The organism is Actinoplanes auranticolor (assembly GCF_018332655.1).
Taxonomy (GTDB): Bacteria; Actinomycetota; Actinomycetes; order Mycobacteriales; family Micromonosporaceae; genus Actinoplanes; species Actinoplanes auranticolor.
Genome location: NZ_BOQL01000102.1, coordinates 26,848 through 44,348, shown reverse-complemented (window position 1 = coordinate 44,348; position 17,501 = coordinate 26,848). Strand labels below are relative to the sequence as shown.

Below are 17,501 nucleotides of genomic sequence, written 5' to 3'. Positions count from 1 at the left end.
GACCAGTGACCACGCCGAGACGGCTTCTGGCCGGCGTCGGGCTATGAAGGCGTGTCTCAGATGGTGACTTCTGCGGAGTCGACGGTAGGCGAGTGGGGCGCAGGCGAGGCTGGCAAAGGCTTGGAAGTGTTCAGCTTTGCGCTCGTAGCGGCGTATGAGGCGACGGTTGCGGAGCAGATTAGAGTGCGATCGTGACCGACGCATCCGTGTACCTCGCCGCCCAGCCTCGCCTCGACACGCTCGTGACGGTGTTTCCCTCCGACGCTCAGCGGCTGCGCACCGACTTCGCTGGGACGGCCTGGATCGGCGACGTCCCCGACCCGGCATCCGGAATGATGGGACCGCGTTACCAGCGGCGCGCTGTCGACTCGCAACTGTTTCTGCCGGACACCCACTGGTACTCCGTCCTCGAACTCGACGACGCCGAGGTGCAGGTTGTCGTCGGCCTGCTCCAAGTGCCTGGCACCACGCAGGGCACGCAAGGTCTGGTCGGCGCGATCGCGGACCCGCGGGCGGACTTCTTCGAGCACCCCGAGCACGACGACCGGGTCGGCATCTGCCTCACGCTGCGGGGCCAGATCTGGTCCAACGTCGGCCTGTCGTATCGCATCACTGTGCTGTGCCGGCCGGAGTCGCTGATGCGCTCATCGATGACTGCTACCTGAACGTGAACGGAAGGGGCTGACCGCATGCCACCCCCGACCTGGGTTCAGCTCCGGTGACCATCCGACTGATCCGCATAAGGCGTCTTGGACCGTTCGCCATCCGGCGCCGGCCGCAGACCCGCCGGGCGGGACCGCGGTGCTCAGAGGCCGCCGACGCTTCCCCCTGGGGCGTTGTCCAGGGGGAAGGTGAGTTCGGCGATCCGCCATCCGCTGGCGGACCGGCGCAGTTCGAACGAGTAGACGCCGGTCGAGATCACCTGCACGTGCTCGCCGGTGTTCCTCGTCTGCATGAGATAGGCCCGCACTTCAGCTCTGTCGGCGTCCGCCGTCTTTACTACGACGTTGCTCAGGTGGTGCCGCACCGTTCCGGTCTGGGCCGCGTGCCCGTCACGGACGAAGTCGAGCACCGCCGTGCGTCCGGCGACAGGGTCGAGCACTCCCCGTCCGGGCACCGTGAAGGTCCAGGTGGTGTCCTGGGCCAGAAACGCTTCCAGCGCGGGCACGTTCAGCTCGTCCAAGGCGTGAGCGAAGTTCGCCCGGTGTGCCACCGATGGAGAGCTACGAGGACAAGCTCGAACTAGTCGCGAGCGGCCGGGCGATCGCCGTGCTGCCAGTGGGCGATCTGCGCAGCTCACTGCGTCCCGACCTGGTCACCGTCCCGATCGAAGGTGCTCCCCCCAGCCGTGTCGTCGTGGTCAGCCGCAAGGGCGACCCGAATCCGATGATCAGGAGTTTCCGGTTGGCGGCCAAGGCCGTCCTGACCGCCCCGGCAGCCTGACCGGCTCGGCGCTGAACTGCATCCACAGCCCCGGCTGTCCCAGGATGGGACAGGAGCCTGGACCGAGTAGCGAGGGATTAACGGGTGCGAGCGGCAATGTGACGCAAGCTGTTCGCAGAGCCGCCCGAGCGGTTGCGCGAAGTGCTGATTCGGGTGAGCCGCCTTTTTCGCTACGGTGATCTTGCCGGCCGGGCATTGCTTTTGGCATGTGTCGTATTTGCGGGGCTGGGAGGACTGGGATGGACCGGGCGCTGTTGGCTGATTTTCTCCGGGCCCGCCGCGAGGTGTTGCAGCCGGAGGATGTCGGGCTTCCCCGGGGCTCGCGGCGTCGTACCGGAGGTTTGCGCCGTGAGGAGGTCGCGGCGCTGGCGGGGGTGTCGGCTGATTACTACAGCCGGATCGAGCAGCAGCGTGGTGCGATGCCGTCCGAGCAGGTGCTCGCGGCCCTCGCCCGAGGCTTGCATCTGAGCTTGAGCGAGCGGGATCATCTGTTCGATCTCGGGGGCCATCCGGCGCCGCGGCGGGTCCTGCGTGATGATCATGTCAGTCCGACCATGATGCGTATCGTCGAGCGGCTTTCGGACACACCCGCGTTGGTGATGTCCCGGTTCAACGAGACGTTGTTACAGACGCGTCCGGCGGTTGCTCTGCTGGGGGACTACACCCGGTTCAGCGGCATGTCGCGCTACCTGGTCTACCGCTGGTTCACCGACCCGGCGCAACGCGAGCTGTATCCGCCCGAGGATCACGCGCTACGGGGCAGGGTCTTCACCGTCGATCTGCGGGCGGCGTACACCGCGGACCCCACCGGCCGGGCCGGCGAGATCGTGGCGGCGTTGCTGGAGGTCAGTCCGGAGTTCGCCGGCATCTGGCGGTTGCACGAGGTCGACGTCACGCACCATCTCGATCTCAAGCGTTACCGGCATCCCGAGCTGGGCGAGATGGAGCTGTACTGCCAGCGTCTGGTGGACCCTGATCAGGCCCAGGAGCTGCTGGTCTTCTCCGCGAAGCCCGGCTCACCGAGCTACGAGAAGCTCCAGCAGCTGGCCGCTATCGTCGCCCGGGATTGAAGCGCCACTCAGTGCCAAGTCCGTTGCGCAGCTGCTGGGTCAGGAAGAGCGCGGCGCGGTCGAGGGCCTGGTCCGCTTCTTCGAGGGAACCACCGGCGAACATCGGGAACACGTGGGGGACGCCGGCCACGACGTCGAGGATGACGTCCACCTCTGCGGCTCGGGCACGCTCCGCCATCCGGGTGGCGTCGTCCAGCAGCTCCCGGTAGGCGGCCAGGCAGTCGTCGAGGCCGGCCGGGAGGAGGCTTCGGGTTCGACCATCACCGCCGGCCGCCCGCCCAGCACAGTCTGTTTCTGGCGGACTGCGGTGGGCACGACGGCGGTCGTCATGAAAGCGGCGAAAGCTGCACGGCGCTCCTCGATCGAATCCATGGCCGACGCTTGCTGGGGCCGGCGCAGAGCTGTGTCGAGGGCTTCGCGCTGTTGTCCGCTCATCGCTGTCTCCTTGAACGTCCATGACGAGGCGTGCTTCGTGGATGAAGGACCGGTTCAACCCGGATGGACAGGTCCTGGCGATGGTCAGGCCGATGTGGACGTAGCGGGACCGTCCGGCTCGGCATCGCGTGAATTGCCACGGACAACTAGTCCGTGGATAAGTGCGACCTTCATCCGGGTTCCGGATCACGCGATGCTCGACCGGTCGAACGCGGGAGGTGGAGATGGACGGGGCATTGTTGGCTGATTTTCTTCGGGCGCGTCGTGAGGTTCTGCAGCCGGAGGATGTCGGGCTTGCCCGGGGGTCTCGGCGCCGCACCAGTGGTTTGCGGCGTGAGGAGGTTGCGGCGCTGGCTGGTGTGTCGGCTGATTACTACGGCCGGATCGAGCAGCAGCGCGGGCCGATGCCGTCGGAGCAGGTGCTCGCCGCGCTGGCCCGGGGGCTGCGGCTGAGCGTGAGCGAGCGGGATCACCTGTTCGATCTGGGTGGGCATCCGGCGCCGCGGCGGGTGCTGCGCGAGGATCATGTCAGCCCGACCATGATGCGTATCGTCGAGCGTCTGTCGGATACGCCTGCGTTGGTGATGTCCCGTTTCGGCGGGACTCTGGTGCAGACCCGTCCGGCCATTGCTCTGCTCGGTGACTACACCCGGTTCAGCGGCATGTCGCGGTATCTGGTGTATCGCTGGTTCACCGACCCGGCGCAACGGCAGTTGTATCCCGCTGAGGACCACGCCTTGCGGGGCCGGGTCTTCACTGTTGACATCCGGGCGGCGTACACGGCGGATCCCGAGGGCCGGGCCGGTGAGATCGTGGCGGCCCTGTTGCAGGTCAGCCCCGAGTTCGCCGAGGTGTGGCGGCGACACGAAGTCGACGTCATCCACCATCACGACCTCAAGCGATACCGGCATCCTGAGCTGGGGGAGCTGGAGCTCTACTGCCAGCGCCTGGTGGACCCCGACCAGAACCAGGAGCTGCTGGTCTTCTCCGCGACGCCCGGCTCACCGAGCTACGAGAAGCTCCAGCTTCTGCCCGCCGTGGGCGGTTAGCCGCCGGCTGTCGGCGGGATCACAGCCAATGATGTTGCTTCGAATTCGAAGCGTGCTACGGTCCAAGAGTGCTTCGAATACGAAGCAACCAACCGGTACGGGAAGAGGGATTGTGATGAAGGCAGTGCGTTTCCACGAGTACGGCGACCCGAGTGTGCTGCGGTACGAGGACGTCGAGCAGCCCGTCCCGGGTGACGGGCAGGTGCTGATCCGGGTGGCCGCGACATCGTTCAACGGCGTCGACGGCAACATCCGCGGGGGTTTCATGCAGGGCCCCATCCCGGTGACGCTGCCGCACACTCCCGGCCTCGACGTCTCCGGCACGGTCGAAGCGCTGGGCGCGGGGGTGACCGGCTTCGAGGCCGGCGACCGGGTCGTCGGATTCCTGCCGATGGCCGCCGACGGTGCGGCTGCGCAGTACGTCGTGGCCCCGGCCGAGGTCCTGACGGCCGCGCCGGTGAGCATCCCGCTGGCCGACGCCGCCGCGCTGCCGATCGTGGGTCTCACCGCGTGGCAGGCGCTGTTCGACCACGCCGAGCTGACGCCGGGGCAGCGGGTGCTGATCAACGGTGCGGGCGGCGGGGTCGGCGGTTACGCCGTGCAGCTGGCCAAGAGCGCCGGCGCGTACGTCATCGCCACCGCCAGTCCCCGCAGCAGTGAGCAGGTCACGAAGGCGGGTGCCGATGAAGTCGTCGACCACACCACCACCGAGGTGACCGCGGCGGTGACCGAGCCGGTCGACGTCGTGCTCAATCTCGCCCCGATCGAACCGGCGCAGCTGGCCGCCCTGCTCACCCTGATCCGCCCGGGCGGCGCTCTGGTGAACACCACGGTGTGGATGCCCGCGCCCTCCGACGAGCAGCGCCAGGTCCGGGGAATCGACCTGTTCGTCCGCAGCGACGCCGAGCAGTTGTCGCGACTGGTGGCGCTGATCGACTCCGGCGAGCTGCACGTCGCCGTCGCCCAGCGGGTGCCCCTGGCCGAACTCGGTGCGGTCCACGCCCGGGCCGCCGCCGGCGCACTGCCCGGCAAGGTCGTCGTCGTCGCTCCCACCGCCTGACCCCGGTCCTCCCATCCCGCAAGCAAGAGCGAAAGGAAACGACCATGTCACTCTCTCTGGATCCTGAGATCGCCGCCGCGCTGGCCCCGATGGCCGGTGCGATGGCCGAGGCCACCCCGCCGGCCGTGGGCGATGTCGAGGGCCGCCGTGCCATGTGGGAGCCGATCATCGGCGCTGCCGGAACGGCGCAGCCCATCCCGGCCGATGTGCGCACGAGCGAGCACTACGCGACGGCTGACGACGGTGCGCAGATCAAGATGCGCTGGTACGTCAAGGACGGCGCCCCGCAGGGCCCGGCCGTGCTGTTCTTCCACGGCGGCGGGTACATCTTCGGCCACATCGACCTGTTCGACGGGCCCGTCTCCCGCTACGTCTCCGGCAGCGGAGTGCCCATGCTGTCGGTCGAATACCGCCGCGCGCCGGAGCACCCCTTCCCGACACCGCTCGAGGACGCCTACGCGGCACTGCGCTGGCTGCATCAGCGCGCCGCCGAACTGGGCGTCGACCCCGACCGGGTCGGCGTGATGGGTGACAGCGCCGGCGGTGGCATGGCGGCTGCCCTGGCGATCCTCTCCCGCGAGCGGGGCGGCCCGAAGATCGCGCGGCAGATCCTGCTCATGCCGATGCTCGACGACCGGACCGCCACGCCCGACCCGCACATCGGGCCCTACCTGCTGTGGTCCTACGACGACAGCCGTACCGCATGGCCGGCGCTGCTCGGTGACGCCGCCGGCGGGTCCGACGTCCCGGCCACGGCGGCTCCGGCCCGGCTCGAGGACGCGACCGGCCTGCCGCCGGCCTACATCGAGGTCGGTCAGCTCGACGTCTTCCGCGACGAGGACATCGCCTACGCGGCGAGGCTCAGCCGGGCCGGCGTACCGGTGGAGTCCCACCTGCACCCCGGCGCCCCGCACGAGTTCGACTCCATCGCGTTCGGCTCCGACGTCGCCCGGCGGGCCGTCGCCGACCGCATCCGCGTCCTCAAGTCCCTCTGACCGCAATCCCTCGCGAAACGAGAACTCCCATGACCATCTGGACCCCCACCACTGTCGGCGCCATCGAGCTTCCGCACCGCCTCGCCATGGCGCCGATGACCCGCGACCGATCGAGGCCGGACGGTGTCCCCACCGACCTCAACCGCGAGTACTACCGTCAGCGCGCGTCGATGGCCCTGATCATCACCGAGGGCACCCAACCCTCCGACGACGGTCAGGGCTACCTGCTGACGCCGGGGATCTACACCGAGGCGCACATCGCCGGCTGGCAGGAGGTCACCAGTGCGGTGCACGCCGCCGGTGGGCGCATCGTCGTCCAGCTCATGCACACCGGCCGCATCTCGCATCCCGACAACACCCCGCACGGCCGCCAGCCGGTCGCCCCGTCGGCCATTCAGGCCAAGGGGGCGATGTTCACCGCCTCGGGCCTGCGCGACATGCCCGCTCCGCGGGCGCTGACCACCGAGGAGGTCGCCGGTGTGGTCGACGAGTTCCGTCAGGCGGCATCGGCGGCGATCGCGGCCGGCTTCGACGGTGTCGAGATCCATGGTGCCAGTGGCTACCTGGTCCATCAGTTCCTCTCCAGCAATGCCAACCAGCGCACCGATCAGTACGGCGGTTCCAACCGCAACCGCATCCGCTTCGCGGTCGAGGTGGCCTCGGCGGTGGCCGACGAGATCGGTGCCGGACGCACCGGCCTGCGCGTCTCCCCGGGCAACCCGTACAACGACATCGTCGAGCACGACACCCGCGAGCTGTATCCGGTGCTGGTCGCGGCCCTGGCGCCGGTGAACCTGAGCTACCTTCACCTGGTCCACGGCGGCGACGAGGACCTGTTGCGCGATCTGCGCCGGGCATGGCCGGCTGCCCTGCTCCTCAACAGGGCGGGCGCTCCCTTCGACGCGCGCGTCGCCGATCTCGACGCTGGTCTGGCCGACGTCATCACAGTCGGCACGCTGGCCCTGGCCAACCCCGACCTGCCGGCTCGCATCCGGGCCGGCGCGCCGATGAACGAGGCCGACCCGGCCACCTTCTACGGCGGCGACCACCGTGGCTACACCGACTACCCCGCCCTCGCCGCCGCATCGCGCTGACTCGGCCGGCCCGCCCTGAATCGGAGCGCCTGGCGGCTGCTCCATGATTCGAATTCGAATTCCAGCACCTCACCATCAGGAGAGATGCAATGTCCGACAACAAGTGATCACGGTGCTCGGCGCGACCGGTGCCAGGGCGGCGGCGTCGCGCGAGGATTGCTGGCCGATGGCACCTTCGACGTTCGGGCCGTGACGCGCAACGCCACGTCGCCCAAGGCGCTCACCTTGGTCGAGCTCGGCGCCGAGGTGGTCGAGGCGGACCTCACTGACGAGGCAGCCTGCGCGCGGCCTTCGACGGGGCGTACGGCGCCTTCATGGTCACTCCGTTCTGGGAGCACCGCTCACCGGCCCGGGAGCTGAATCTGATCAGCGCGGCCCAGGCAGCCGACCTGCGGCACGTGGTGTGGTCGACGCTCGAGGACACCCGGGAGGCCATTGCGGCCGACGACGACCGGATGCCCAAGCTCGAGGACGGCTGTCGAGTGCCGCACCCGAACCGGCTCAGTTTGGCGGACTTCGTGGCCGCCCATCGCGACGAGCTGACCACTTCGGCAAGCCGAAGTACGCTCGCACAGCGTCGTCGGCGCACGGCAGGTAAACGGGTGACTGCTGGTCCTCATGAGCTCACGGAGGCGCGGTGGTACGACACGGAGACGGCGATCTGGTCAAAGACGTCGAGTCCCACCTGCGACAGCTTGCTGCCGTGGCCGACTCCGCGAGTAACGCATCGGGGACGGCGGCGATCGCGTCGGCGCTCGCCGAGGCGCAGCGCGTGGCCGCCTGGGGACTTCGATCGGCCGTGGAACTCGGTCGCGCCCGGGGGTTCAGCTGGCGGCAGCTGGCCGACCTGCTCGACATTCCGGCCTCGACGCTGCACCGCCAGTACCGCAGTGGTGCCGCCATCCTGTCGGCCCCCGAATCACGGCCGGACGACCGCGAGGCGCCTTCGAGCGCGGGGCCGATTCCGAGAGCGTTCGACAGCTTCGTCGGCCGCGAGCGGGAGCTCGCCGACCTGTCCGACATGCTGCGCCGAACGGGGCTGCTCAGCGTGGTCGGCCCGGTGGGCGTCGGGAAAACGAGGTTCGCCGCGGAGTGGGCCCGGCGTGTCGAGTCGTCCTACCCCGGTGGCGTCAGATGGGTCGACCTGGCCTCGGTCACGAAGCCGTGGCAGGTGACGTCGGCGGTGGGCCCAGCCCGGGAGCCCACGGCGGCCGGAGCTGCTCTGCTCGTGCTCGACAACTGCGAACACGTGATCGACGGCGTGGTCGACGTCGTCTCGAAGCTGCGTGTCACCGCGCCGGAGTTCGATGTCCTGACCACGAGCCGGGAAGCGCTGCGCACGCAGGGCGAGACCGTCATGGTGCTCGAGCCGCTGCGGGCGGACGCGGTTCGCCTGTTCGCCACGCGGGCGCTGGAGTCGAGGGCCGACTTCGATCCGGGCTCCTGGGCCGAGGTCATCGCGGAAATCTGCGATCGGCTCGATGGCCTGCCGCTCGCGATCGAACTTGCCGCACATCAGATGGACGTGCTGACACCGGAGTCTCTGCTGCCCAAGATGGCCGAGCGGCTCGATCTGCTCGTCCATGCGCGGCGCGGGGCGATCGGTCGCCGGCGCGGCCTTCGTGACGCGATTCAATCGAGCTATGACCTGCTGGAGGACACGGAACAACAGGTGTTCGCCCGGCTCTCCCTGCTGCCCGGCGGCTTCGATCAGCAGAGCGCCGCCGCCGTGACGGCCGACCTGATCCTGACCCCGGCGCGGGTGTGGGCGCTGCTGACCGACCTGGCCCGCAAATCGGTGATCGTCACCGATGCGCAGCGGGTCGGCAGATTCCGGATGCTCGAATCACTGCGGGCATTCGGCCAGGAACGTCTCGCCGATGCCGGCGAACTCGTTCCCACGCAGATCCGGCTGCTGGAATGGCTGGCCGCCTTCGAGCAGCAGCTCCTGAGGCATCCGGGTGGCGACGAGCTGACGATGATCGAGCGAAGGGTCGTAGCCGAGATGGACAACCTCCGCTACGGGGTGGACGCCGCGGCCGCCATCAGTCATCCGTTGCACCCCAACCTGGCTATTCTGCTCTCGCGGTTCCTGGCCAACGTCTCCGACCTGACCGAGGTCCGAAGACTCCTCTCCGACGTGCTGAACAACCCTCTGTCGTCACCGCACCATCGCGCGAATTCCCTCTCCTGGCTTGCGAAGAACGACACTCGTCAAGGCGATCTCGAAGCCGCGGTCCGCCACTCGAACGGCGCTCTCGAGCTGGCCCGTGAGCTCGATGACCTGGATACGCTGGCGACAGCGCTCACCAGCGTGATGTTCACGCGTGGCTCCACCGGCGACCTCCGCGGCGGTGTTCAGGTCGGCGATGAACTGATCGAACTGCTCCTTCGCATGGACCGTGCGGAGGTGGCCAGTTGGGTCCTCCACAAGCAGGCATGGCTGCTCGTCACGAGCGGAGACCTGGCGGCGGCGCGCGAGGCGATCACGGAATCCATCCGGACGTACGAGTCGCGAACCGATCAGACGCTGCCGCTCGCCGACCGCTTCGCCAACCACTCCGGGATGAGCTTGCTGCACACCGCCGCGGTGACCGCCACCATGCAGGGAGACGATGCGGCGGCCGCCGAGTACGTCGCGGCCGTCCTCACCATGCCGGTTCCTGATCGCGACACCGTTCTCAGCGCCATCGAGTGTGCGGCGATCCTCACTGTACGGCAGAAGAAGCACTCGCAGGCGCTCACCCTGATGGCCGGAACGACCGCCGTAGGCCGCCCGGTGCAGGCATTCTGGACTCGGCAGCTCGCCGCGGCGACCAGTACGGCGCAACACGCGATCGGCCTCACGGCGGCTCGGGCGGCGTCGGCGGCAGGCTCCTCGATGACCGTTCCGCAGCTCATCGAGCTGGCGGTCCGTGGTGGCCGGCCGAACGACGAAGATCCCACGGGCGTCCTGACTCGTCGGGAGCTCGCGGTCGCAATGCAGGTCGCCAGCGGTCTGACGAATGCTCAGATCGCCAAAGAGCTCTCCATCAGCGCCCGTACGGTAGCCAGCCACCTGACGAACATCCGCCTGAAGCTGAACGTCCGCACCCGGGTGGAGGTCGCACTGTGGGTTTCCCGGACCGGAAGACAAGCGGAGGCGCAACGCAGCCTGATGGGAGTCTGATCGTCGAGCAACGCGTATCGGGCACCACGGGAACGCGGCATTACTCGAGCAGGATGGCGTGCAGGCTGGTGGTCAACCGGGCGATCAGGTCTTCGGGCGGCATGGTGGCCAATGGGCCACCGCCCAGCACGTAACGGTTGAGGGTGACGCCGATGAGGTGCGCGCCGACCAGGTCCACCCGCGCGTCCACGTCCGCCGACGGAAGCACCTGGCGGTAGGCGGCGACGCTTTCCTCCCGCATGGCCTGCAGCAGGGCCTTGGCCGCTTGCTGGTCACCGGCCGCGCTCCGCACGACGGCGATGAACGGGTCCGCGCCGTCGGCCGACTCCATCCGGGTGACGAAAGCGCGGGCGATCCGCCCGGCCAGCCCTTCGAGGTCGCCGGGGACGTGGTCGACGAGGATCCGCGGACCGGAGCCGGCCGCCAGCAGCAGCTTCTCCTTGCTGGTGAAGTGCAGGATCACCAGGCCGTGGGTCACGCCGGCCCGGCGGGCGATCTCTCTGATCGTCGATCTGTCGTAGCCCCGTTCGGCGAACACGGCGCGCGCCGCCGCGATGATCGCGGCCTGCTTCTCCTCGGGGTTGCGGGTTCGCCGGGAGCCGGACGCCTGTGACATGGCTCTTACTGTACAGCTGGTCAGTAGGGCGTACGGTAGTGACCACGTGGTCAGTAAGGCTCTCGCGCGATGAAGGGACACGTCATGAACCTCGCACCGCTCTCTCCCGACAACTCCACCGTGGTGCTCGTGGACTATGCCGTCGGCTTCGCCAATCTGCTGCGCTCTCACGACTTGCGCGATCACCTGGCCAACGTCGTCGGGCTGGCCACGACGGCCAGGCTCTACGGCGCGCCGCTGGTCGTGACCAACGGGGAGGCGTCCAAGCCCTCCGGCCCGCTCTACCCGGAACTGCTGGCGGCCCTGGGCGATCAGGAAGTCATCGAACGCAAGACCGCGTTCAACTCGTTCCTCGACGAACGGTTCGCCGCGGCGGTCAAGGCCACCGGCAACAACCGGCTGGTCATCGGCGGCATCGCCACCGATGGCTGCGTGTTGCAGACCGCCCTCGGCGCGGTACGCGAAGGCTACGAGGCGTACGTGGTCGTCGACGCCACCGCCAGCACCAGCAAGGAAGCCCACGACATGGCCGTACAACGCATGATCATGGCCGGTGTCACTCCGGTGACCTGGTGGTCGCTGGCCGCTGAGTACCAGCTCGAACCACGCTTCGCCGACTCACCGGTGCGCACCCGGCTGATGAGCCAGTTCCAGCCCGCCATGACCATGGGCGGTCGCACCTTCTTCGCCGGCGTCGACCTCGGCCGGACTCCCGCCGCCACGAAATAGCGCAGCGCAGGCACGGTGAGCTCTCACGCACCTTCACCCGCCCGCCGAATCGTCCCGGGGTACGGCGGCGCCCGGTTCTCGCCGGGACGGTTTCCGCCGGAGCTACGGCGCAGGGGCCGGCTGTCGTCTCGGTGGAGGCAGGGATGACCCCCGAGATCACCTTGTCGGTCAATCAACCTCGGGTGGACCTGTCGTCCGAGCCGGCCAACGGGGTCTGGACGCTCGAGGTGCCCGATCGCTACGGCGAGACCGCCGGCCGCCTCGTCTCCTGGACCCTGGAAGCCTGATTCCGCGGTGCCGATCTGCTCGGCACAGTACCCGGCGGGCGTGACCCTCGACGTTGTGCGCCGCGGTCTACGCCCGCCGGGCCGGAAGGCGGTTCAGAGGAACTCGCTGCGGTAGGTCGAGGCCAGCTCGCCGGCGCGGCGGCGCTGGTCGGCGCGCTCGTCGTCGGTCAGCTGCGGCGGGGGCGCGTCCCAGCCGTCGACGACGGTGCCGATCCGCAGAAAGTACTCGTCCTGGCCGGCGGGGGTGCACATGCACAGCATGCGGGCCGGTGCGCCGGAGGTGTTGCGGAAGAAGTGCGGTGCGTTGGCCGGGATGTTGACGGTGGATCCGGCCTTTACGACGTGCTTCTCGCCGCGGAAGGTGAACTCGAGCTCTCCTTCGAGGACGGTGAACATCTCCTCGAAGTCGTGCCGGTGCGGCGGCGGGCCGCCACCGTCGGGCACGCACATGTCGATGAGGCAGTACCGGCCGTTGGTCTGGGCGCCGGTGATCAGCATGGCGTAGGTGTTGCCGACCAGGGAGACGAATGTCGTTGCCGGATCGTCGGGGTCCGCCACGGTCAGCGTACGGGTGGGGTCGTCATCGGGAATCATGGAACTCCTCTTTCGGTATGTCTCGAGCAAGGGCAACGTGGGTCACTGTCCGGCCACGGTCCGCCGGATCCCTCGCCAGGCGTGGCCCAACTCGAACAAGTTCGTCATGCTGCGAGTTTGTGCGAGCGTGCCGACGTCATCCAGGCACAGGTGAACCCTGGATGACGTGGCCTCCCGTGCGCGAATGCCACGAGGTCAGCCGCGACGCCACTTCTGGTTGGTGCCGCCGTTGCACTCCCACAGGTGCAGTTCCGCACCGTCGGCGACGTTCCAGTTCCTGATGTCCATGCACATGTTGTTGCGCGTCCGCAGCGTGCCCCCGGTGAACTCCCACCTCCGGTTCTCACCGTTGGTGCAGATCCACATGCCGAGCCGCTGGCCGTCGTGGTAGTTGAAGGCGGGCACGCAGCATTCGCGCTGACGGTCAGCGGAGCGACCGCGCGTGGCGTGGTGTCTGCGTCGCCTCGCGTCCCGATACGGGACGATGGGGCGCGGCGGCCGCGCCCCGGGACGTCTCCGGCCCGGAGCTGGGCGCCCGGGACGAGCGGGCGCTGCCCGCTGAGCGGCCTCAGCCGGTTCGGTTACGCCCGGCGCGGGGTTTGGCCGACCGTGGCGGGGTGGCGCGCATATGGGCGCGAACGCGACCGAGGACGGTGCTGAGGGCGGCGAGGTCTTTGTCGGTCATGGGCTCGAACAGCAGCCGCCGCACGTCGTCGACATGCCCGGGCAGCACGTGGTCGAACAGTGCACGGCCGGCATCGGTGACGGACACGATGACGCTCCGTTCGTCGTCCGGCGACGGCGCGCGGGTGATCAGGTCGCGCTTGGCCAGCAGGCCGGCCTGGTAGGTGAGTCCGCTGCGGCTGTAGACGATGCCGTCGGCCAGGTCGGTCATGCGGAGCTTGCCGTCGGGTGCGCCGACCAGCCGGGCCAGAATCTGGAACTGCACGTAGCTCAGATCGCCGGCGTTTCGCAGGTGCTCGTCGACGGCGTACTGGAGAAGGCTGCTGATCTCCATCAGGGCGAGGTACGCACCAAGTTGTTCGGTGTTGAGGCGGGCCGTCGGGTCACTCACGCGATCCATCGTACTTGCTTTGAATTCGAAATGCATCGCCGCATCTCGGCCAAGACGCTCGTGCCGAGGAGGGCCACGCCGATCGCCCGGCCGTGGTCGCCCTCCGGGGGCACCGGAGGGATCAGGCGAAGGTGCGCCCGGACCATGAAGTGTGGCGGATGGCTGTGCAGGGCACTGTGATGCGACCCGTTGACCGAGAGGAATTTTCCGATGAGGACCACCTCTGTCCGCCTCGCCGCGTGCGCCTCGATTCTCGGTGTCTCGCTGGCCGGATGTACTTCCGGCACCGACTCGCCGGCCGGGTCGGCATCGGCATCGGCGCCGACCGTCACCGGCAGCGAAACCTCGACCGCGAATCCGCAGCCGTCGTCGACCGGCGGATCAGGCATTCCGGCGGGCGCGCTGCTGCAGCCGGCGGACGTGCGCGACGCCGAGGCGCAACCGTTGCCGGAAGGAGAGTTCTCCCACCTGCGGCCGTTGCGTCCCTGCGGAGACGAGCGGTATTCCAGCGACGGTTCCCGCGAGGAAGCGGTCGCTGTGCGGTACTTCATCGAGCCTCCCGCGGGCGGCGACGTTCCGGCCGTGGTGACCGAGTTCGTGGGGCAGCACGCGCCGGGCGGCGCGGCCGAACAGTTCAAGGAGATCGGTGATGCCCTGAAGCGATGCCCGGGCGGCCTCGGCGAGGGTCAGCGGCGCTGGACGGTTCTCGGCACCCCGAGCGCCGGTGACCAGTCGGTGCTGGTCCGCATCGAGCAGAAAGAGAGCTACGCCGATGAGAAGAAGGAGACCGTCAGCCGGTACGCGGCGATGGCCCGGGTGGGCGACGTGATCGTCGTGGTCACGGACCTGGGCTGGGAGAACACCGGCGGCTCCGAGAAGCTGGTCCGGGACCTGATCGGCAAGGCCGCACAGCGGGCGGCCACGATCAGCTGACCTCCGCCGGTGCCGTCGACGAACCACAGGGGGCCGGTGACCGCGCGGCGCGGCGGCTCACCGGCCGCCGCGCCAGCACGTGGAACGGTTGTTCGATTACGGATGACGTGTGCGGGTCAGGAGTCGCCGGAGGGGCCGGGAATCGAGACGCCGGTGCGTACCGGCGTGCCGGGGTTGGGTGTGCCGTCGGAGTTCCAGCCGATTTTCTGGGCTCTGGTGGTGCGGGTGGTGCCGCAGCCCTGGCTGGTCGAGGAGTTGGCGTGGTAGATGATCCACGTCTCGGCGCCGTCGGGGGAGCGGGAGAAAGAGGCGTGGCCGGGGCCGTAGACGCCGTTGGCGTCGCTGCGCTGGAAGATGGGTGTGGACCGCTTGGTCCATGAGCCGGCCGACATCGGGTCGCCACCGGTCCAGGTCAGGGTGCCGAGCTTGTAGTCGGGGGTGTTGCAGTGGCTCGCCGAGTACGTCAGGAAAGTCTTCCCGCCGTTGTAGACGGCGAACGGGCCCTCGTTGACGGCCCCACCCTGCCCAACTACACCGATGTCAACGCCCAGATGGCTCGGCTGGAGGCATGATGGATTTCTGCATGCGATCGAGTCTGGCCGAGGCTCCCTCGCAGACCCTTATTCGCGACCTACGGATCCCGGCCGGCCGACGAGTCGGTGCTGAGTCGTCGGACCGCGGCACGTGCTGACCGCCGCGCACAACGTGCGCGATCGGGCCGGCCACGAACCAGACGCGGTGCACGTGGTGCCGGCCCGGGACGAGCGGTCCCATCCGTTCGGCCGCTTCGGAACCATCGGAATCCGGACCCACCCGGAATGGCTGAAGCACCGCGTCAACGGCTTCGAAGCGATGCGGGACCACCTGCAGGGCGAGATCGAGGAGGAATCGAGCGACCACCCGCTGATGCGGCTGTTCCGGTTGCCGACGCGGGTGATGGACGCGCTGGCCGGCCAGGCCTGGGGTTCGGCGATCGCCCTCGCCCGGGCGGCCGGGTACGACTCGGAGAACGACCTGACCAACATCGTCTTCTACTTCCGGCACCCCGAGGCGGCCGGCCGCAAGATCCAGCGACACGAGACCGACCTGACGCGGTCCTGGTTGGAGATCCGGGACACCATCGTCCGCCCGGCCCTGCGGGCCGCCCCCGCGACAGGCGCCCCCGCGCACGGCAAGATCTCGGCCGCCGGCCTCGCCTGGTACGGGCCCGGCACCGCGACACCGGAGTTGATGGCGTTCATGCGGGCCGTCTTCGAGCGTCACATGGCCACCTCGAAGGGATCCTTCGTGGATAGTCTCCCGGGAGACACACTCGGTCGGGTTGACAAGATGCGGCTGCGTGCGGACGCCGCCGAGGCGGCGCAGCGCATGCTCGATGCGGCGCGGGCCGCGCTCGCCGCCGCCGGGCTCGCCGGCCGGACCCGGATCGGGCTGACCAGCGCGTATAGGTCGGCCTGGCGGCAGTTCGAGATCTGGCAAGGCAAGGACGGCAAGGGCAAGCGCGGATTCCCGTACTACTACGCCGAGTCCGCGGCGGACCGGCGCGCGACCGGCGACCCGCACGGCCCGCAGTCCGTGGAAATCCTGACGAAGCTGATGCGCAAGTACATCGCCGCGCCCGGATACAGCAACCACCAGGACGGCCTGGCCGTGGACCTGGGCACCGGGAGCGGGCCGTCGGGTGGCCTCCGGCGGATCAAGCGGACGGACTGGTTCCACCGGTGGCTCAGCGACAACGCCGCGACGTACCACTTCGAACCGTACCCGGCCGAGGCTTGGCACTGGGTCTACCGCGGATCGGCGAACCAGTTGTCCGAGGACGAGTTCGAAGGCGACGAGGGGGAGGGTCGATTGTTCTAGCGGCCGGGCGGTCGGGCTCAGGTGTTGTCCACCAGGTAGAACAGGACGCTGGTCAGCGTCACGCCGAGCAGGCCGGTCAGCACCATCAGGATGATGAAGGCGACGGTGTGGCTGCGCTTCTCGCCCGAGGGCGGCACCGGTGTGGGCAAGGACGGAGCCGGCCGGGGGCTTGCGGGCGGGAGTGTCGATCGAGGGCGCGACGGGGGCAGGGGCGTCCGGTGTGGTCTCGGGACCGGGGCCGGTGTGATGCCGAGCAGGGTCTCGAGGAGCTGGCGTGCGGTGGGCCGGTCCTCGGGCCGCTTGCTCAGTGCCTGGACGACCAGGCCGCGCAGTACGCCGGTGAGGCCGGTCAGGTCGGGAGGCTGAGTAGCGATGCGCAGGGCTGTGGCCGGCGGCGTGTTCGCGGTGAAGGGAGTGCGCCCGGTCGCCGCGTAGGTGACGAGCACGCCCCAGGCGAAGATGTCCGCGGCGGCGGTCACCGGGCCACCCGCGGTCGTGTCGAAGGACTCGGGTGCCATGTACTGGACCGTGCCGATCATCTGCCCGCTCGCGGTGTGCTGGCTCGTGTGGTCCAGCGAGCGGGCGACACCGAAGTCGATGATTTTGATGCTACCCAGGGTGATCAGGACATTGTCCGGTTTGAGATCACGGTGGACCACCCCGGCCTGGTGGATCGCGACCAGCGCCGCAGTGGCGCCGATGATCACACCGGGCAGCGAGTCCGGGCTGAGCGGACCGTTCTGCTGAACCTCCGCGGCGAGGCTCGGGCCGGAAACATAGTCCACCACCAGGTACGGCGGATCGTGGTCGGAGTCGGCGTCGAGCACCGCCGCGGTGCAGAACGACGGCACCTGGCGCAGCCGGTTCACTTCGCTGCGGAAGCGGCCCCGCAGGGTGTCGTCCCACGCGTACTCGGTGCGGATGGTCTTCACGGCGACCCGTTGCCCGTTGTGCCCGCGGCCGAGATACACCGTGCCCATCCCGCCCGTGCCCAAGCGGCCGACCAGCTCATAGCCGCCCAGGCGAGTGGGATCGCCGACGCGCAACGGTGTGATCATCTTCCTCCTGCCAGTGGCGGGGCGCTGAGGTGAT

At 68.9% G+C, this 17,501-nt stretch carries 21 protein-coding genes; 13 read left to right on the top strand and 8 right to left on the bottom strand.

All coding sequences use genetic code 11. The annotated features are described in order from the left end of the window. Positions 1-191: 191 nt before the first annotated feature. A complete protein-coding gene (locus Aau02nite_RS45525) occupies positions 192-665 on the top strand; it encodes a hypothetical protein (protein WP_212994934.1) in 474 nt (157 codons plus the stop codon). 140 nt (positions 666-805) lie between these two features. Here Aau02nite_RS45525 and Aau02nite_RS45520 read toward each other — a convergent pair whose 3' ends face one another. Continuing rightward, positions 806-1,213, bottom strand: a complete 408-nt coding sequence (locus Aau02nite_RS45520) for a nuclear transport factor 2 family protein (RefSeq protein ID WP_212994933.1) — start codon at positions 1,211-1,213, stop codon at positions 806-808. A gap of 2 nt (positions 1,214-1,215) precedes the next feature. Here Aau02nite_RS45520 and Aau02nite_RS45515 point away from each other — a divergent pair, with 2 nt between their 5' ends. Both Aau02nite_RS45515 and Aau02nite_RS45510 read left to right on the top strand, forming a co-directional pair. Beyond that, positions 1,216-1,443: a LysR substrate-binding domain-containing protein gene (locus tag Aau02nite_RS45515; RefSeq protein ID WP_246595945.1), complete on the top strand. Its 228-nt coding sequence runs from the start codon at positions 1,216-1,218 to the stop codon at positions 1,441-1,443. A 239-nt stretch (positions 1,444-1,682) separates the two neighbouring features. Continuing rightward, complete coding sequence (locus tag Aau02nite_RS45510) at positions 1,683-2,513, top strand: helix-turn-helix transcriptional regulator (RefSeq protein ID WP_212994932.1); 831 nt, start codon at positions 1,683-1,685, stop codon at positions 2,511-2,513. Here Aau02nite_RS45510 and Aau02nite_RS45505 read toward each other — a convergent pair. Further along, the gene (locus Aau02nite_RS45505) at positions 2,494-2,691 is read right to left on the bottom strand and encodes an alpha/beta hydrolase family protein (protein WP_246595944.1); all 198 of its coding nucleotides are present in this window, start codon (positions 2,689-2,691) and stop codon (positions 2,494-2,496) included. The two genes, Aau02nite_RS45510 and Aau02nite_RS45505, sit on opposite strands and share 20 nt — an antisense overlap. 481 nt (positions 2,692-3,172) lie before the next feature. Here Aau02nite_RS45505 and Aau02nite_RS45500 point away from each other — a divergent pair, with 481 nt between their 5' ends. The 6 genes from Aau02nite_RS45500 (at position 3,173) to Aau02nite_RS45470 (ending at position 10,315) form a co-directional block, all read left to right on the top strand. Further along, positions 3,173-3,997 (top strand): helix-turn-helix transcriptional regulator, encoded by an 825-nt coding sequence (locus Aau02nite_RS45500; RefSeq protein ID WP_212994931.1) that lies wholly within the window; start codon positions 3,173-3,175, stop codon positions 3,995-3,997. Positions 3,998-4,112: 115 nt separating this feature from the next. After that, positions 4,113-5,057, top strand: coding sequence for an NADP-dependent oxidoreductase (locus Aau02nite_RS45495; protein ID WP_212994930.1), 945 nt, complete (start codon positions 4,113-4,115; stop codon positions 5,055-5,057). Between the two features lie 44 nt (positions 5,058-5,101). Beyond that, complete coding sequence (locus Aau02nite_RS45490) at positions 5,102-6,052, top strand: alpha/beta hydrolase (RefSeq protein ID WP_212994929.1); 951 nt, start codon at positions 5,102-5,104, stop codon at positions 6,050-6,052. A 29-nt stretch (positions 6,053-6,081) separates the two neighbouring features. Continuing rightward, on the top strand, positions 6,082-7,146 hold the full coding sequence (locus Aau02nite_RS45485) for an alkene reductase (protein ID WP_212994928.1): 1,065 nt from the start codon (positions 6,082-6,084) through the stop codon (positions 7,144-7,146). Between the two features lie 84 nt (positions 7,147-7,230). After that, positions 7,231-7,506 (top strand): NmrA family NAD(P)-binding protein, encoded by a 276-nt coding sequence (locus Aau02nite_RS48000; RefSeq protein WP_212994927.1) that lies wholly within the window; start codon positions 7,231-7,233, stop codon positions 7,504-7,506. A gap of 343 nt (positions 7,507-7,849) precedes the next feature. Further along, a complete protein-coding gene (locus Aau02nite_RS45470) occupies positions 7,850-10,315 on the top strand; it encodes an ATP-binding protein (protein WP_246595943.1) in 2,466 nt (821 codons plus the stop codon). Between the two features lie 40 nt (positions 10,316-10,355). Here Aau02nite_RS45470 and Aau02nite_RS45465 read toward each other — a convergent pair whose 3' ends face one another. Continuing rightward, positions 10,356-10,931 (bottom strand): TetR/AcrR family transcriptional regulator, encoded by a 576-nt coding sequence (locus tag Aau02nite_RS45465; RefSeq protein ID WP_212994924.1) that lies wholly within the window; start codon positions 10,929-10,931, stop codon positions 10,356-10,358. A gap of 84 nt (positions 10,932-11,015) precedes the next feature. Between Aau02nite_RS45465 and Aau02nite_RS45460 the strand changes: the two genes are divergently transcribed. Both Aau02nite_RS45460 and Aau02nite_RS45455 read left to right on the top strand, forming a co-directional pair. Then, positions 11,016-11,660: an isochorismatase family protein gene (locus tag Aau02nite_RS45460; protein WP_212994923.1), complete on the top strand. Its 645-nt coding sequence runs from the start codon at positions 11,016-11,018 to the stop codon at positions 11,658-11,660. 143 nt (positions 11,661-11,803) lie between these two features. Next, positions 11,804-11,947: a proprotein convertase P-domain-containing protein gene (locus Aau02nite_RS45455; protein WP_212994922.1), complete on the top strand. Its 144-nt coding sequence runs from the start codon at positions 11,804-11,806 to the stop codon at positions 11,945-11,947. A gap of 93 nt (positions 11,948-12,040) precedes the next feature. Here the strand turns inward: Aau02nite_RS45455 and Aau02nite_RS45450 are convergent, their stop codons facing one another. From Aau02nite_RS45450 to Aau02nite_RS45440, 3 genes are all read right to left on the bottom strand, one after another. Beyond that, entirely contained in the window at positions 12,041-12,541 is a 501-nt protein-coding gene (locus Aau02nite_RS45450) for a cupin domain-containing protein (RefSeq protein WP_212994921.1), read from the bottom strand. Between the two features lie 195 nt (positions 12,542-12,736). Beyond that, a complete protein-coding gene (locus tag Aau02nite_RS47200) occupies positions 12,737-13,027 on the bottom strand; it encodes an RICIN domain-containing protein (RefSeq protein ID WP_281421201.1) in 291 nt (96 codons plus the stop codon). 82 nt (positions 13,028-13,109) lie between these two features. Further along, positions 13,110-13,652 carry a MarR family winged helix-turn-helix transcriptional regulator gene (locus Aau02nite_RS45440; protein ID WP_246595941.1) on the bottom strand — a complete coding sequence of 181 codons (543 nt, stop codon included), beginning with the start codon at positions 13,650-13,652 and terminating at the stop codon, positions 13,110-13,112. Positions 13,653-13,826: 174 nt separating this feature from the next. Between Aau02nite_RS45440 and Aau02nite_RS45435 the strand changes: the two genes are divergently transcribed. Continuing rightward, positions 13,827-14,549: a hypothetical protein gene (locus tag Aau02nite_RS45435; protein WP_212994920.1), complete on the top strand. Its 723-nt coding sequence runs from the start codon at positions 13,827-13,829 to the stop codon at positions 14,547-14,549. A gap of 116 nt (positions 14,550-14,665) precedes the next feature. On the opposite strand, the gene Aau02nite_RS45430 is transcribed toward Aau02nite_RS45435, so the two are convergent. Continuing rightward, the gene (locus tag Aau02nite_RS45430) at positions 14,666-15,088 is read right to left on the bottom strand and encodes a family 43 glycosylhydrolase (RefSeq protein ID WP_281421200.1); all 423 of its coding nucleotides are present in this window, start codon (positions 15,086-15,088) and stop codon (positions 14,666-14,668) included. A 145-nt stretch (positions 15,089-15,233) separates the two neighbouring features. Here Aau02nite_RS45430 and Aau02nite_RS45425 point away from each other — a divergent pair, with 145 nt between their 5' ends. Next, a complete protein-coding gene (locus Aau02nite_RS45425) occupies positions 15,234-16,409 on the top strand; it encodes a D-alanyl-D-alanine carboxypeptidase family protein (protein WP_212994919.1) in 1,176 nt (391 codons plus the stop codon). Positions 16,410-16,426: 17 nt separating this feature from the next. On the opposite strand, the gene Aau02nite_RS45420 is transcribed toward Aau02nite_RS45425, so the two are convergent. Further along, entirely contained in the window at positions 16,427-17,467 is a 1,041-nt protein-coding gene (locus Aau02nite_RS45420; protein WP_212994918.1) for a serine/threonine-protein kinase, read from the bottom strand. Positions 17,468-17,501: the final 34 nt, after the last annotated feature.

Coding starts and splice junctions, on each gene's coding strand:
- Aau02nite_RS45515 (WP_246595945.1), top strand. CDS start 1,216: ATGGAGAGCTACGAGGACAAGCTCGAACTAGTCGCGAGCGGCCGGGCG.
- Aau02nite_RS45510 (WP_212994932.1), top strand. CDS start 1,683: ATGGACCGGGCGCTGTTGGCTGATTTTCTCCGGGCCCGCCGCGAGGTG.
- Aau02nite_RS45505 (WP_246595944.1), bottom strand. CDS start 2,691: ATGGCGGAGCGTGCCCGAGCCGCAGAGGTGGACGTCATCCTCGACGTC.
- Aau02nite_RS45500 (WP_212994931.1), top strand. CDS start 3,173: ATGGACGGGGCATTGTTGGCTGATTTTCTTCGGGCGCGTCGTGAGGTT.
- Aau02nite_RS45495 (WP_212994930.1), top strand. CDS start 4,113: ATGAAGGCAGTGCGTTTCCACGAGTACGGCGACCCGAGTGTGCTGCGG.
- Aau02nite_RS45490 (WP_212994929.1), top strand. CDS start 5,102: ATGTCACTCTCTCTGGATCCTGAGATCGCCGCCGCGCTGGCCCCGATG.
- Aau02nite_RS45485 (WP_212994928.1), top strand. CDS start 6,082: ATGACCATCTGGACCCCCACCACTGTCGGCGCCATCGAGCTTCCGCAC.
- Aau02nite_RS48000 (WP_212994927.1), top strand. CDS start 7,231: ATGCAATGTCCGACAACAAGTGATCACGGTGCTCGGCGCGACCGGTGC.
- Aau02nite_RS45465 (WP_212994924.1), bottom strand. CDS start 10,931: ATGTCACAGGCGTCCGGCTCCCGGCGAACCCGCAACCCCGAGGAGAAG.
- Aau02nite_RS45460 (WP_212994923.1), top strand. CDS start 11,016: ATGAACCTCGCACCGCTCTCTCCCGACAACTCCACCGTGGTGCTCGTG.
- Aau02nite_RS45455 (WP_212994922.1), top strand. CDS start 11,804: ATGACCCCCGAGATCACCTTGTCGGTCAATCAACCTCGGGTGGACCTG.
- Aau02nite_RS45450 (WP_212994921.1), bottom strand. CDS start 12,541: ATGATTCCCGATGACGACCCCACCCGTACGCTGACCGTGGCGGACCCC.
- Aau02nite_RS45440 (WP_246595941.1), bottom strand. CDS start 13,652: ATGCATTTCGAATTCAAAGCAAGTACGATGGATCGCGTGAGTGACCCG.
- Aau02nite_RS45435 (WP_212994920.1), top strand. CDS start 13,827: ATGAGGACCACCTCTGTCCGCCTCGCCGCGTGCGCCTCGATTCTCGGT.
- Aau02nite_RS45420 (WP_212994918.1), bottom strand. CDS start 17,467: ATGATCACACCGTTGCGCGTCGGCGATCCCACTCGCCTGGGCGGCTAT.